12 protein-coding genes are annotated in these 14,042 nt (G+C 70.6%); 7 read left to right on the forward strand and 5 right to left on the reverse strand.

Annotation, left to right across the window (positions count from 1 at the left end; all coding sequences use genetic code 11):
• The first annotated feature begins 131 nt into the window (after positions 1-131).
• The 5 genes from ACQ5BE_RS18025 to clpB all read left to right on the forward strand — a co-directional run bounded on the left by ACQ5BE_RS18025 (position 132) and on the right by clpB (position 7,074).
• Entirely contained in the window at positions 132-665 is a 534-nt protein-coding gene (locus ACQ5BE_RS18025; RefSeq protein ID WP_430298344.1) for a PadR family transcriptional regulator, read from the forward strand.
• A gap of 11 nt (positions 666-676) precedes the next feature.
• Positions 677-1,417, forward strand: a complete 741-nt coding sequence (locus ACQ5BE_RS18030) for an ABC transporter ATP-binding protein (RefSeq protein ID WP_430298345.1) — start codon at positions 677-679, stop codon at positions 1,415-1,417.
• A gap of 6 nt (positions 1,418-1,423) precedes the next feature.
• Positions 1,424-3,772, forward strand: a complete 2,349-nt coding sequence (locus ACQ5BE_RS18035) for an FtsX-like permease family protein (protein WP_430298346.1) — start codon at positions 1,424-1,426, stop codon at positions 3,770-3,772.
• A 33-nt stretch (positions 3,773-3,805) separates the two neighbouring features.
• Entirely contained in the window at positions 3,806-4,276 is a 471-nt protein-coding gene (locus ACQ5BE_RS18040) for a DUF6220 domain-containing protein (protein ID WP_430298347.1), read from the forward strand.
• Positions 4,277-4,431: 155 nt separating this feature from the next.
• Positions 4,432-7,074, forward strand: coding sequence for an ATP-dependent chaperone ClpB (gene clpB, locus ACQ5BE_RS18045; RefSeq protein ID WP_430298348.1), 2,643 nt, complete (start codon positions 4,432-4,434; stop codon positions 7,072-7,074).
• A gap of 14 nt (positions 7,075-7,088) precedes the next feature.
• Here clpB and ACQ5BE_RS18050 read toward each other — a convergent pair whose 3' ends face one another.
• Positions 7,089-7,517: a septum formation family protein gene (locus tag ACQ5BE_RS18050; protein ID WP_430298349.1), complete on the reverse strand. Its 429-nt coding sequence runs from the start codon at positions 7,515-7,517 to the stop codon at positions 7,089-7,091.
• A 349-nt stretch (positions 7,518-7,866) separates the two neighbouring features.
• Here ACQ5BE_RS18050 and ACQ5BE_RS18055 point away from each other — a divergent pair, with 349 nt between their 5' ends.
• On the forward strand, positions 7,867-8,097 hold the full coding sequence (locus ACQ5BE_RS18055) for a DUF3073 domain-containing protein (protein WP_208710373.1): 231 nt from the start codon (positions 7,867-7,869) through the stop codon (positions 8,095-8,097).
• 4 nt (positions 8,098-8,101) lie between these two features.
• Complete coding sequence (locus ACQ5BE_RS18060; protein ID WP_430298354.1) at positions 8,102-9,067, forward strand: NAD-dependent protein deacetylase; 966 nt, start codon at positions 8,102-8,104, stop codon at positions 9,065-9,067.
• Positions 9,068-9,127: 60 nt separating this feature from the next.
• Here the strand turns inward: ACQ5BE_RS18060 and ACQ5BE_RS18065 are convergent, their stop codons facing one another.
• The 4 genes from ACQ5BE_RS18065 to ACQ5BE_RS18080 all read right to left on the reverse strand — a co-directional run bounded on the left by ACQ5BE_RS18065 (position 9,128) and on the right by ACQ5BE_RS18080 (position 13,794).
• Positions 9,128-10,360 (reverse strand): cytochrome P450, encoded by a 1,233-nt coding sequence (locus tag ACQ5BE_RS18065; protein ID WP_430298350.1) that lies wholly within the window; start codon positions 10,358-10,360, stop codon positions 9,128-9,130.
• Between the two features lie 126 nt (positions 10,361-10,486).
• The gene (gene purM / locus ACQ5BE_RS18070) at positions 10,487-11,680 is read right to left on the reverse strand and encodes a phosphoribosylformylglycinamidine cyclo-ligase (RefSeq protein WP_430298351.1); all 1,194 of its coding nucleotides are present in this window, start codon (positions 11,678-11,680) and stop codon (positions 10,487-10,489) included.
• Entirely contained in the window at positions 11,677-13,308 is a 1,632-nt protein-coding gene (gene purF / locus ACQ5BE_RS18075; protein ID WP_430298352.1) for an amidophosphoribosyltransferase, read from the reverse strand. The genes purM and purF overlap by 4 nt, the downstream gene beginning before the upstream one ends.
• Positions 13,309-13,386: 78 nt before the next feature.
• Positions 13,387-13,794: a hypothetical protein gene (locus ACQ5BE_RS18080; protein WP_430298353.1), complete on the reverse strand. Its 408-nt coding sequence runs from the start codon at positions 13,792-13,794 to the stop codon at positions 13,387-13,389.
• Between the last annotated feature and the right edge of the window lie 248 nt (positions 13,795-14,042).

A 14,042-nucleotide genomic window follows, 5' to 3' on the forward strand; every position in this document is an offset into this window, starting at 1 on the left:
CAGTGTGCCGCCGAGGTCACCCCGTATGCCGCCGAAGTCACCCCCCGACGCATGGAAAACCCTTGCAGCCCATATGCATACGTCATATACTTTCGCCGTATGCATAGCATGTTTCGCGGAGGAGGTGCCCGGTGTCCCTGAGATTCGGCGTCCTGGGCCTCATCGCGGACGAGGCGCTCCACGGCTACGAGGTCAAGCAGCGCTTCGAGGACATGCTCGGCGGTACGTGGGATGTCAACATCGGCTCGGTCTACCAGATGCTGCAGCGCCTGGAGCGGGACGGGCTCGTGGAGGCGGTCGGCGAACGCGGAGACCGCGGACGCCAGGCGTACCGGGCCACACGCGCGGGTCGGACAGTCGTCGCCGAGTGGCTGAGCGGACCGGACAAGCAGCCCGAGCTGCTTCGGGACGAGGTCTACGTCAAGGTGCTGCTGCTGGCCCGGGCCAAGGACCCGGATACGGAGAGGATCCGGCAGGTCCTCGACACCCAGCGGCGCGCCTACCTCCAGCGGCTGCGCGACCTGGCAGACCAGGAGCGCGCCGCGCGGAATGGCGGCGGGGCGGCAGGCGCCTCGCTGGCCCTGCTGTTCCAGGCAGGACGGCTCCATACTGAAGCCAGCCTGAAATGGCTCGACGCCTGCGCCGAGGAGCTTGCCGGTCTTTAGGGGTGGTTCTCATGACCGCACTTGTCCAGCTTCAGAAGGTGAGCCGCGTCTACGACGGCGGCTCGGAGACGGTGGCGCTCGACGCCGTCGACCTCGCCGTCCAGCGCGGCGAGTTCACCGCGATCATGGGCCCGTCGGGCAGCGGGAAGTCGACCCTGCTGAACCTCATCGCAGGCCTCGACCGGCCGACGTCGGGCACCGTCACGGTGGCCGGTGTGGACGTCGGTGCGTCCAGCCAATCGGCGCTCGCGAAGTTCCGGCGCATATCCGTCGGCTTCGTGTTCCAGTTCTTCAACCTGCTCGGGACCATGACCGTCGCGGAGAACGTCGCCGTGCCGGCGGAGCTCGCGGGGAAGCCGCGCGCCGTTGTGCGGGAACGGGTTGCGAGCGTGCTCGAGGACCTCGGGATCGCGGACCTCGCGCACAAGTATCCCGACAGCCTCAGCGGCGGCCAGAAGCAGCGAGTCTCACTGGGCAGGGCTCTCGTCAACGAGCCGGCACTCCTGCTGGCCGACGAGCCGACGGGCGCCCTCGACAGCCGCTCGGGGCAGCAGGTCATGGACCTTGTCGCGGCGCTGAACGAGCACGGCCAGACAGTCCTCTTCGTGACCCACGACCATCAGCTCGCCACGGCCTACGGGCGGCGCATCGTCACCCTGCGTGACGGGCGGATCGCGGACGACACGATGCTCGACTCCCGCCGCGCCGTCCCCCTCGGGGAACTCATCGGCTGGAACCATGAGGGGCGGTGAGCGGCCATGCGCGCAGTGTGGGGCTACGTCTGGGCCGCCGTGCGCCGGCACCGGCTCCAGAGCGTGAGCGTCGCGGTGATCTGCTTCATGGGGATGGCGCTGACCTCGCTGGCCGTCACGGTCTTCCTCCGCAGCACCTCGGCCTGGGAGGACGGGTTCCGTGCTACGAACGGCGCCCATCTCGTGATGACGTTCGACGCCGGTGTGGTCACCCGGGCGCAGGTCGGGGCTACCGCTTCGGTCGCCGGGGTTGAGGCTCTGGGGGAGGTCCAGGAGTCGGTCACGCTGCCCGCGGCACAAGGCGAGCTGCACCGGACCATCCAGATCCTGGGGAGATCCGACGCGGGCGGTGCCGTGGGTAGGCTCAACCTCGTCGACGGACGCTGGCCGAGCTCCCCGGACGAGATCGCGGTCAACAAGGTGGTGCTCGACGAGGGCCGCGCGCACTTCGGCATCGGCCAGGATGTCGCGGTCGCGACCGCGGGCGGTCTGCGGCTCTTCCGGGCTGTCGGGCAGGTGGATGACCTCATGGCGTTCGATTCCTTCGGCTCCATCCAGCGCGGTTGGGTCCAGCCCGCAGTCGCGGCCGAACTGGCGGCTCCCGTGGCACGCGGAGATGCCGCACACCAGTGGCTGGCACCCTACCGCGTGAGCGGGGACGTCAGCGACGCCCGGCTCGCAGCCACCGCAGCTGCCATCGGCGGGATTCTTCCCTCCGGTGCCGTTGCCAAGGCTCCGCTGTACTGGAGCGTCTCGAAGTCTTCATCCAACTGGGCAACCCAGGCCTTCGGCGCCGTGGTCTACGTCTTCATGGTTGCCGCGCTCCTGACAGTCGTGTTCCTTGTGGCGAGCATCGTCGCGGGATCCGTCCTCGCCACCCGCCGCGACCTGGGCGTGGGCAAGGCCCTTGGCCTGACGCCTGCCCAGGCCGTGGCGGCGGTGATCGGCCAGATGCTCGTCCCTGCCGCGCTCGGGGCTCTTGCCGGCCTGCCGCTCGGGCTCGCCTCGAGCGCTCCCTTCCTCAGCTCGAGCTCCGACACGCTCCGCGTGCCCGTCCCCAGCCCGGTGGACCTTCCCATGGACGTCGGGCTCTATGCTGGCATGCTCGGTCTGGTTGGCCTCGTCGCACTGGGTCCGGCCGTCCGCGCTGCTAGGGTTCCCGCCGTGGTCGCCTTGCGGGATGGCCCGGAGTGGGGCGGCCATCCCTCGAGGCTCGCGGCAGCCGTCGACCGCCTCGGGCTGCCGCGGGCGGTCCGGCTGGGGATGGTCGACGTAGCCAGACGGCCCGTTCGCTCGCTGCTGACCCTCGGTGCGGTGGCTGTCGGCCTGGCCGTTCTGACGCTCGCGCTCACGTTTGCCCCTGCGGCTGCCTCGCTCGCCGCCGACCGCGCGAGCTGGGGCGGGGCGCAGGACTTCGACGTGGTCCGTGCCCCGCAGGCGACCGACGCGGAGGTGGGCGCTGCGCTTGCTGCGCGGCCGGAGATTGCCTCCACCCTCCAGTCTGCGACGGCTCAGCTTGCCGTCCGCGGTCGAGCCCAGTCCATTCCTCTCACGGGAATGAGGGGGGACGCTCCCGCCTTTGGATATCGGGCGCTACGCGGCCACTGGTTCGCGGGACCCGATGAGGCAGTGATTGCAGGCGGTACCGCCAAGGACTTGGACCTGCGGGTGGGCGACACGGTGACCGGGACTGTGGCAGGGCGCCCCTTCTCGGCGCGCGTGTCCGGGATCATGAACGACATTGCGGGCGGCGGCCTCGGGGTTCGGGTGCCTTGGCCAGCGTTCGAGTCGATCGTGCCGGGCGCCCAGCCGAATCAGTACCAGGTCAGGCTCGGCGACGCGGCGGACGCCAAGCGCGTCATTGCCGCACTCAATGAGGACGACGGCGCGCTCCTGCAGGCCAGGCCCGTCATCTGGGGCGGCTACGCCGACGGGTTCCTCGGCATCCTCAACTCTCTGGTGGGCGGCCTCGCGACGGCGATCATCGTGCTGGCCGCGGCGGGCGTCTTCAACGTCGCGTTCCTTGCCGTGATGGAGCGGCGACGCGATCACGCGATCCTCAAAGCGGTCGGCATGTCCGCCCGGCAGTTCGTCGCGATGGTCTTCTCGTTCGGCCTCTTCCTGACGGTCTGCGCAGCGCTCATCGGGATCCCCCTGGGCCTGTGGTTCGAGGACTACCTCCTGAACGCCGTCATGGGGTCGCAGTGGGGCTTCGAGCTTCCTCAGGGGAGCCTCAGCCCGCTCACGGGGCTGGCGATCGTCGCCGGCGCCCTCGCCGTCGCCCTCCTCGGCACGGCCATTCCGGCGCGGCGCGCGCTTCGGGTGCCCGCCGCCGTCGTCCTCCACTCCGAATAGCCCGGCCAGCCGGGCGCTCTTCAAGGAATCATCATGCGCAAGGCCTTCCTTGTTGTCGCCGCACTCATGGCGGCGGACGTCATCGCACAGCTGTACCTCGCCGGAGTCGGCGCCTTCAATGTCGGCGGCCGTGGCGACGGTCTTGAGGACGGTTTCGCCGTCCACGCCATGAACGGCCGTGTCGTCATGCCCGCGCTCGCTCTGGCACTGATCCTCTTCGCTGCCCTGGCGCGGGCTGGCAGGGCGACGATCTGGCTGGCAATCGTGATCCTGCTCTTCGTGGCCTTCGTCCAGGCCTTCGCGATTCTGATCCCGCTCATGCTCACCGGGTCCACCATCGACCGGATGTCCGTGGGTGCGGTCTGGGCCGCAGCCGTCCATCCGATCACGGGGCTGGCGCTCATCGCCATCAGCATTGTGGTCCTCGTGCGGGCCTATCGCCTCGTGCGGCGTGGGCGGCTCCGCGAGGTAGCGCGTCCCACGCAGGCGGCGCGTGCGTCCTGACCTGTCGCCCGCGTCCGTTCCCAGCAGGACGCGGGCGGCTCCCTTCCCAGCTTGGTCCTGAAACTTGAGCACGATACACTCAAGTTAGATGCGTTGACCTAAGTGAGGTCGGCGCGGTTGGATGGGTCCGGAAGCTGCGTGGAAGGGAGCTCGTTTTGGACGTCAAATTCACCACCAAGAGCCAGGAGGCGCTCTCTGCTGCGGCCATGAACGCCTCGACGGCGGGCAACCCGCAGGTCGAGCCCCCGCACCTGCTCAAGGCGCTCATGGACCAGCGGGAGGGCGTCGCCGTCGCACTCCTGCGCGCCACCGGCGCCGACCCCGACGCGGTGAGCGTCGCCGCGAGCACGGCCATCAAGGCGATGCCGTCCAGCTCGGGCAGCAGCGTGGCCCAGGCGCAGCTCAGCCGCCAGGGGCTCCAGGTCATCCAGGCGGCGCAGCAGCAGGCCGAGCAGCTGGGGGACACCTACGTCTCGACCGAGCACCTCCTGCTCGGCCTCGCGGCCGACGGCGGGTCAGCCGGCAAGGCGCTCCGCGACGCCGGGGCCTCCCGTGAGGCACTCAGCGCAGCCCTGCCCGGCGTCCGCGGGGACCGGAAGGTCGACTCCCCGGATCCCGAGAACACGTTCCAGTCGCTCGAGAAGTACGGCACCGACCTGACCGCCGTCGCACGTTCCGGCAAGCTCGACCCGGTGATCGGACGCGACTCCGAGATCCGGCGCGTCATCCAGGTCCTCTCCCGCCGCACCAAGAACAACCCGGTGCTCATCGGCGAGCCCGGCGTCGGCAAGACCGCCGTCGTCGAGGGCCTCGCCCAGCGCATCGTCGCCGGCGACGTCCCCGAGAGCCTTCGCGGCAAGACGCTGATCTCCCTGGACCTCGGCTCGATGGTCGCCGGCGCGAAGTACCGCGGCGAGTTCGAGGAGCGGCTCAAGGCCGTTCTCGAGGAGATCAAGGCCTCCGAGGGCCAGATCGTGACGTTCATCGACGAGATCCACACCGTGGTCGGCGCGGGTGCCACCGGCGACTCCTCGATGGACGCCGGCAACATGCTCAAGCCCATGCTGGCCCGCGGGGAGCTGCGCCTCATCGGCGCGACCACCCTCGACGAGTACCGCGAGAACATCGAGAAGGACGCCGCGCTCGAGCGCCGCTTCCAGCAGGTGTTCGTGGGCGAGCCGAGCGTGGACGACACCATCGCGATCCTCCGCGGCCTCAAGGAGCGCTACGAGGCCCACCACAAGGTCGCGATCGCGGACTCGGCGCTCGTCGCCGCCGCGACCCTGTCCAACCGCTACATCTCCGGGCGCCAGCTCCCCGACAAGGCCATCGACCTCGTCGACGAGGCCGCATCCCGCCTGCGGATGGAGATCGACTCGGCACCGGAGGAGATCGACCAGCTGCGCCGTGCCGTCGACCGCCTCACCATGGAGGAGCTGGCGCTCGAGGGCGAGACCGACGCCGCGAGCGTCGAGCGGCTCGCGGCCCTGCGCGAGGACATGGCGGACAAGAAGGAGCAGCTCGCCGCGCTCAACGCACGCTGGGAGTCCGAGAAGGCGGGGCTCAACCGGGTCGGCGAGCTCAAGGCCAAGCTCGACGAGCTCCGCTCGCTCGCGGACAAGGCCCAGCGCGAGGGCGACCTCGGGGAAGCCTCACGGATCCTCTACGGCGAGATCCCGACCCTCGAACGCGAGCTCACGGCCGCGGCCGAGGCAGAGGCGGCCAAGGAGCAGGCAGGAGGCGGCTCGAAGATGGTTGCCGAGGAGGTCACGGCGGACGACATCGCCGAGGTCATCTCGGCCTGGACCGGCATCCCGGCCGGCCGCATGCTGCAGGGCGAGAGCCAGAAGCTCCTGCACATGGAGGAGGAGCTCGGCAAGCGCCTCATCGGCCAGTCGAAGGCCGTCGCTGCCGTCTCCGATGCGGTCCGCCGCGCCCGCGCCGGCATCAGCGACCCCAACCGGCCCACCGGCTCGTTCCTGTTCCTCGGCCCCACCGGCGTGGGCAAGACCGAGCTCGCCAAGGCGCTCGCGGACTTCCTGTTCGACGACGAGCGCGCCATGGTGCGGATCGACATGAGCGAGTACTCGGAGAAGCACGCCGTGGCGCGCCTCGTGGGTGCCCCTCCGGGATACGTCGGGTACGAGGAAGGCGGCCAGCTCACCGAGGCGGTGCGGCGCAGGCCCTACTCCGTCATCCTGCTCGACGAGGTCGAGAAGGCCCACCCCGAGGTGTTCGACATCCTCCTGCAGGTGCTCGACGACGGCCGCCTCACCGACGGCCAGGGCCGCACGGTGGACTTCCGCAACGTGATCCTCGTGCTGACCTCCAACCTCGGCAGCCAGTACCTCGTGGACCAGACGCTCGGCGAGCAGGCCAAGCGGGACCTCGTGATGAGCGTGGTCAACTCCTCGTTCAAGCCGGAGTTCCTGAACCGGCTCGACGAGGTCATCATGTTCGACGCGCTCTCCGTGGACGAGCTCGCCCGGATCGTCGAGCTGCAGGTCGCCTCGCTCCAGGCGCGGCTCCAGGAACGCAGGCTCACCCTCGAGGTCACCGACGGCGCGCGGGCCTGGCTCGCGATGTCCGGCTACGACCCCGCGTACGGCGCGCGGCCGCTCCGCCGGCTGGTCCAGCGCGAGATCGGCGACCGGCTGGCGCGCGAGCTCCTCGCCGGAGACGTCGCGGACGGCGACACCGTGGTGGTGGACGTCGCGGACGTCGACGTGGACCTCAAGGACCTCAGCGGCGCCACGAGCGGCCTGAGCGTCCGGCGCAAGGAGCCTGCCGAGCGGTAGGTGCGGGCGGTGCGTCAGGGCAGCAGCGAGGCCGTGAGCGTGTTGCCATCGGTGCTCTCGACGTAGCAGTCGATGCGGCGGTCGCCGCTGCCCCAGCCCTCCTGGGTGGGGTAGGTGTACCGCTTCTTGAGCTTGCTCGAGTCCGACGGGAGCTTGAGCGAAACCTTGTCGCAGAGGTCCTTCGCTCGGCCCTCGAGGGCGTCCCGCCCGGGATACGCATCCTCCGCAGCGGCGGTGGTCTGGTCGACGAGCTGCGCCGAGTGCGGCTCGGAGCAGTCCACGCGCCGGTTCGAGTCCGCCGTCGGGTTGAAGTCGGCGAAGCAGTTGCCCTTGGCGTAGGACGCCGCCTTGACGTCGTTCTGCGAGCTGCCGCCGCCGACCAGCCCCGAGATGCCCCAGATCCCCAGGCCCACGATCACGAGGCCCACCACCGCGGCGACCACGATGATCAGCCTGCGCCGGGAATCGGGCCGGCGTCTGCGCTGCTGATCCCGGCGTCCCGGATTGGGAGCCCCGGTGACGGGTAGTGCGCCCGTACGCGGGGGACGGTCGGGACGGGGCGGAGGCGGCGGAAAGGACCCGTTGGGTGGGCCGCCAGAGCCGTTGTGGCTGCTCATGCGGAGGGCTCACTTCCTTCTCGTTCGCACGGCACGTGGCACACGCCGCACGAATACGCAGTCAGCGGGAATTACATGTAGTCTAGACCTACGACAAATTGATCAATGACTCCGGGGCCTCGCGAGCGTGCCTTCGCGACAACCTCCGGGACGAGGCAAAAGAGGGGGTCACGCCATGGGGCGCGGCCGTCAAAAGGCTAAGGCAACTAAGCAGGCTCGGGACATCAAGTACTACAGCCCGACCACTGACTACGCGGCACTCGAGCGCGAACTCGGCTCGCAGGCCAGCCACTCTTCCCATCGGTACGCCGACGACTCCGAGCCCGACTACTCGGAGTACGAGGACAAGTACGGCGATCAGTTTGCCGACGAGGACGAGGACGAGGATTCCCGCCGGATCGGCTGAGCCACTGGACCCCTTCGAACACCCCGCCATTGCCGGGGCCCACGCTGCGGCCCTGCGCTCGATCGCACGCGAGGTGACGGAAACCGTCGGACCCCAGACGCCTGCCGTCGCACGCGACGGCATCCTTGGCATGCTGCGGGCCGGTGGCGTCCTGGTGCTCACGGGTGCGGGAGTGTCCACGGCGTCCGGCATCCCCGACTACCGCGGCCCGCAGGGCTCGTGGCGCAAGCACCGGCCCATGACGTACCAGGAGTTCCGCCACGACCCGGCGGCGCGCCACCGGTACTGGGCGCGCAGCTACATCGGCTGGCGGCACCTGAACCGTGCCGAGCCGAACAGCGCGCACCGCGCCCTCGCCGCGTTCGAGAGGGCGGGGCGCGTGGCCGGCGTCGTGACTCAGAACGTCGACGGCCTGCATGCCGCCGCCGGCACGCGGAATCTGGTCACGCTCCACGGCGACCTGGACAAGGTCATGTGCCTCAACTGCGGTGCGGTCGAGGGCCGCTCCAATCTGGACGAGCGTCTCGCCCAGGCGAACCCCGGCTACGCGGACGCCGTCGCGCACGACCCCTCCACCGTCAACCCCGACGGCGACGTCGAGCTGGACGGGCGCTGGGTCGAGCGCTTCCGCATGGTGGGCTGCCTCGTGTGCGGGTCGGTGGAGCTCAAGCCGGATGTCGTGTACTTCGGCGAGAGCGTCCCCGCGGAGCGCAAGGAGCGGGCGACGGCGATGCTCGCCGAGGCGCGGAGCCTCCTCGTGCTCGGCTCGTCGCTCGCGGTGATGAGCGGCTTCCGGTTCGTCCTGGATGCGGGGCGGGCGGGGAAGCCTGTCGGGATCGTCAACCAGGGCCCCACGCGCGGAGACTCCCGGGCCCACTGGCGCTGGCGCACCGATGTCGGCGAGGCGCTCGAGGAGCTCAGCTCGGAACTCGGATCCCCGGCGCCTGGGGCGGCGGCCCGCGAGAGGTGACCTCCGGGATGTGACCTCCGGGATGTGACTCCCAGGAGGTGACCCCCAGAGGGGTGGGAGCTAGCCGAGCCGCAGGGGCAGCGACGTCCACCCGCTGCCCGGGTAGGTGGCACGCTGGGGTGCCTCGTCTCCCGGCTCGATGGACGCCGTGGCGGCCAGGAGCTCGTCCATCACGATCCTCAGCTCGAGCCGGGCCAGCGGCGCGCCGGGGCAGGCGTGGACGCCGTCCCCGTAGAGCAGGTTGTCGGCCGGATTGCGGTCGAGCCTGAACTCGTCGGGGTCGCCGAACACGCGCTCGTCACGATTGGCGGAGGCCCACAGCACGATTACCCGCTCGCCCGCACCGATCGCGCGGTCGCCGATCGTCACTGGCGCCGTGGTGCGGCGGCGGTTCGCGATGAGTGGTGCGTGGATGCGGAGGATCTCGTCGCTGGCCCGGGCGAGCAGCTCGCCGTCGTGCCTCTGTGCGCGGAGGGTGGCCTGCACGTCCGGGTTGCGGGCGAGGAAGTCCGCGATGATCCCGACGCTCGCCGCGATGGTGCCCAGTTCGCCGACGGTCCAGTTCCGGACGATCGAGACGATCTCCTCGTCGCTGAGCCGGCGGCCGTCCACCCGCTCGCCGAGCAGCTCGGTCGTGGTGTCGGCGGGGGCGAGGTCGCCGGCGGAGCGGCGCATGTCGAGCTGCTCGCGGATGTAGGAGTCGAACTCGACGGCCACTGCAGACATCGCGGCACGGTCCATGGCCAGGGTCGCCGCGTGGTTCTTGCGCGTCCACGCGCGCAGCGGCTCGTGCAGCGTCTCGGGCCAGCCCATGAACGCGCACTGGACTTGGTTCGCGAAGGGCTCGGCGAACGCGGACATGAGGTCGACCTCGCCGGGCACGGGCAGCGCCGCCGCAAGCCGCTGGGCGATCGCTCGGCATTCGGGCTCGAACGCCGCCATACGGTCCGGGGTGTAGTACCTGTCCACGACGGCGCGGAAGGGCCCGTGCTGCGGCGGGTCCATGCCGTTGGGAACGGAGAGGTGCGCCGAGACCGCGTTGGAGAAGGTGCCGGGGTCGGCGAGGATGCGCTTCGTGTCGGCATGCCCGAACACCGCCCAGTTGCCCTGGGCGCCCAGCGCGACCGGGCACTTCGCCCGCATCGCGTCGTAGGCCGCGATCTGGTCCGACTGGACCTCGGCGCTGCGGGGGTCCCAGTCGAACGCGGGGACCGGGCTGTGCGCGGTCTCGGTCACGCTCTCGGTCGCCGTCTCCGTCGCGGCCTCGGGCCGGGCGTTCTCCTCCATGTCCATGGCACCACCGTGCCAGACTCCCCGTTCCGGGTACAGGTACAGCGCGCCAGAGGCGTTCCGGGTACGAGGACTCGTACCCGGAACGCCTCTGGAGCGGATGAGGTGTACCCGAAACGGGGTGGCGGGTCAGGCGTAGGCGTTGACGAGGCGCACGGCCCCGCCGTCGACTCCCTTGGCGCCGTGCACGTAGTCCGGGTCGCCCGCGGCAGCCGAGCCCGCGGCGTCGTCCGCGCCCACCTGGCCCATGACCCAGGCGGACAGGCCGCGGTCCGCGAGCCGGGCGAGGGCCGCGTCGGCAGCCTCGGGGGCCACGATCGCGACCATGCCGACGCCGAGGTTGAGCGTGCGCTCGAGGTCCGCCTGCGGGACCCCGCCGAGCTCGGCGACGAGCTTGAACACGGCCGGGAGCTCCCAAGTCGAGCGGTCCACCGTGGCCAGGAGGCCCTGCGGGAGGACTCGCGCGAGGTTCGCGGCGAGGCCGCCGCCGGTGACGTGCGAGAACCCGCGGAGGGCCAGCTCGGCGCCTCCAGCCGGGCCGTTGAGCTCGCGGACCAGGTCGAGGCAGTCCGCGGCGTAGACGCGGGTCGGCTCGAGGAGTTCCTCGCCGAGGGTCCGGCCGAGCTCGGACACCTGCCGGTCGAGTGCCCAGCCAGCGTGGTTGATCACGCGGCGCACGAGCGAGTAGCCGTTGGAGTGGATGCCGGAGGAGGCCATGCCGATCACGACGTCGCCGGCTCGGACCCGGTCCGGGCCCAGCAGCGCGTCCGCCTCGACGACGCCGGTCGCCGCGCCCGCGACGTCGTACTCGTGCTCCCCGAGGAGGCCGGGGTGCTCGGCGGTCTCGCCGCCCACGAGCGCGGTCCCGGCCACGGAGCACGCGGCCGCGATTCCGCGCACGATGTCGGCGATCCGCTCCGGGACCACCTTGCCGCACGCGATGTAGTCGGTCATGTACAGCGGCTCGGCGCCGACCACGACGATGTCGTCCACGACCATGCCCACGAGGTCGTAGCCGATCGTGTCGTGCACGTCCATGGCCTGCGCGATGGCAACCTTCGTGCCGACCCCGTCGGTCGAGGTGGCGAGCAGCGGCCGCCGGTACGTCAGCAGGCGCGAGACGTCGAAGAGCCCTGCGAAGCCGCCGACGCCGCCCAGCACCGAGTCGTTGTGGGTCGCCTTGACGGCGTCCTTCATGAGCTCGACGGCGCGGTCGCCAGCCTCGACGTCGACTCCAGCGTCAGCGTAGGTGATCGCGGGGCGGCCGGCGCCCGACGGCGACGTGCCGGGGGACGTGGACTGCTCGGGGGTGCTGGCGCTCATACGGTCTCTTTCCTGTCGGCCTCGGTCAGCAGGGGTTCGAATTCCGAGTCGGGGCCCGGGTCGCAGCCGGTCGAGCCCGGGTGGCCGCCGTCCTCGGTGTCGGCCACCGGCACGGGAACGGTGTCGCCGTCGGGCTCCACAGTCCGGGCGACGCCCTGGGCGGCGTCCCGCCGCTCGAGGAGGTTCTTGCCGAGCTTGTCCGCGCTCGGCAGCTCGATCGGGTACGTGCCGGTGAAGCATGCGGTGCAGAGGCGCTCGCGCGGCTGCATGGTCGCGGTGATCATGCCGTCCTCGGAGATGTAGCCGAGGGAGTCGGCGCCGATGGCCTGGGAGATCTCCTCGATGCTCGCGCCGTTGGCGATGAGCTCTGCACGCGAGGCGAAGTCGATGCCGTAGAAGCAGGGCCACTTGACCGGCGGCGAAGAGATCTTGACGTGGACCTCCTTGGCCCCGGCCTCGCGCAGCATCCGCACGATCGCGCGCTGGGTGTTGCCGCGCACGATGGAGTCGTCCACGACCACCACGCGCTTGCCACGGATCACGGACTCGAGCGCGTTGAGCTTGAGGCGGATCCCGAGCTGGCGCAGCGTCTGCGAGGGCTGGATGAAGGTGCGGCCCACGTAGGCGTTCTTGACGAAGCCGTGGGCGAACGGAATCCCCGACTCCTCGGCGTAGCCGACGGCGGCGGGCGTTCCCGACTCCGGGACGGGGATGACGATGTCGGCCTCGTGGGTGTTCTCGCGGGCCAGCTGGCGGCCCATCTCCACGCGGGACTCGTAGACGGAGCGGCCGTTGATCGCCGCATCCGGGCGGGCGAGGTACACGTACTCGAAGACGCAGCCGGCCGGCGTCGGCTGGGCGAAGCGCTGGGTGCGGACCCCGTCCTCGTCGATGGCGATGAACTCGCCGGGCTCGACCTCGCGGATGAAGCTCGCGCCCACGGTGGCCAGCGCCGACTGCTCGGAGGCCACGACCCACCCGCGCTCGAGGCGGCCGAGGCACAGGGGCCGGATGCCGTAGGCGTCGCGGGCCGCGTAGAGGGTGCCCTCGTCCATGAACACGAAGCAGAACCCGCCGCGGATCTTGGGCAGGAGCTCCATCGCTGTCTCCTCGAGCGTCTCGCCCTTCCGGCCGCCGAGGAGCGCCGTGACGAGCGCGGTGTCCGAGGTGTTGCCCTGCTTCATCTCGCCCGTGAGCTCGCCGCCCGTGAGCTCCTCGATCATGTCCCGCAGCTGCGCGGTGTTGGTGAGGTTGCCGTTGTGGGCCAGGGCGACGGTGCCGTTCGCCGTGGCACCGAGCGTGGGCTGCGCGTTGGCCCAGTGGCTCGCGCCGGTGGTCGAGTAGCGGCAGTGGCCGACGGCGATGTGCCCGGTCAGCGTGTTGAGCGTCGACTCGTCGAAGACCTGGGACACGAGGCCCATGTCCTTGTACACGTTGATGCGCGTGCCGTCGCTCGTCGCGATGCCCGCGGACTCCTGTCCGCGGTGCTGGAGCGCATAGAGGCCGTAGTAGGTGAGCTTGGCGACTTCTTCGCCGGGTGCCCACACACCGAAGACGCCGCAGGCGTCCTTCGGGCCTTTGTCGAGGGGATCTAAGTCGAGGGAGAGGAGTCCGTCACCGCGTACCACTGGTCGATTGTCTCATGGCCCTGACGCCTTGCCCGGCGTGTGTCGTCCACGCCACACGGCCGCGGTGGGAGGGCTGGCTCAGCGGCCGTCGCGTTCTGTGCCGTCGCGGTTGCCGTCGGCGGACGACGGCGCGTCCCCGCCGTCGTGCGTCGGCTCGCCCTCGGCGGCGGCGTGGGTGGTGTCGTCGGTGGGAGCGGGCGCGGTGGCGGCCGGCTGGTCGTCGTCGACCTCCTCGACGACGGCGCGCTCGGTGCGCCGTACGCTCAGGCGGTCGAGGACGAGCGCGACGATTGCGCCCACAAGGACGCCTCCCGCCGCGAAGAGGACCATGAAGTACCCGAACACGGACTCCTGGGTGTAGTCCGCTGGCGCCGGGACCGTGAAGGAGATGAACGCGGCCGCGACCACCCCGACGATCCCGCCCGCCACGAGGAAGGGGACGTACTTGGGGGCACGGCGGACGCTGATCTGGCGCTGGGTGGGCATGGCACAAGCGTACCGGGCGCCCGGCGGGGCGCTGAGCTGGCGCCAGGGACCCCGCAATGCACTGCTCCCCGGAAGTTGGACCGTGATATTCGGTTCCGTCTTCTGGGGAGCAGTTCATGCATGTGAGTAGTTCGCTGTCCGAGGGGCAGCGGTCGGCGGCTGTAGCGTTGTTCGAGCAGGGTTTCGCCGATCGGGCCGCGGCAACTCGGCTGGGGGTGTCCCGGTGGCCGGTGCAGCGGCTGTATCGG

It is taken from the genome of Sinomonas sp. B1-1 (genome assembly GCF_050474465.1).
Taxonomy (GTDB): Bacteria; Actinomycetota; Actinomycetes; order Actinomycetales; family Micrococcaceae; genus Sinomonas; species Sinomonas flava.

What these genes read in the sequence shown, in the direction of transcription:
- purM (WP_430298351.1), bottom strand. Translation starts at nt 11,680, where the DNA reads ATGAGCGCCAGCACCCCCGAGCAGTCCACGTCCCCCGGCACGTCGCCG.
- ACQ5BE_RS18035 (WP_430298346.1), top strand. Translation starts at nt 1,424, where the DNA reads ATGCGCGCAGTGTGGGGCTACGTCTGGGCCGCCGTGCGCCGGCACCGG.
- ACQ5BE_RS18030 (WP_430298345.1), top strand. Translation starts at nt 677, where the DNA reads ATGACCGCACTTGTCCAGCTTCAGAAGGTGAGCCGCGTCTACGACGGC.
- ACQ5BE_RS18065 (WP_430298350.1), bottom strand. Translation starts at nt 10,360, where the DNA reads ATGGACATGGAGGAGAACGCCCGGCCCGAGGCCGCGACGGAGACGGCG.
- ACQ5BE_RS18040 (WP_430298347.1), top strand. Translation starts at nt 3,806, where the DNA reads ATGCGCAAGGCCTTCCTTGTTGTCGCCGCACTCATGGCGGCGGACGTC.
- ACQ5BE_RS18055 (WP_208710373.1), top strand. Translation starts at nt 7,867, where the DNA reads ATGGGGCGCGGCCGTCAAAAGGCTAAGGCAACTAAGCAGGCTCGGGAC.
- ACQ5BE_RS18080 (WP_430298353.1), bottom strand. Translation starts at nt 13,794, where the DNA reads ATGCCCACCCAGCGCCAGATCAGCGTCCGCCGTGCCCCCAAGTACGTC.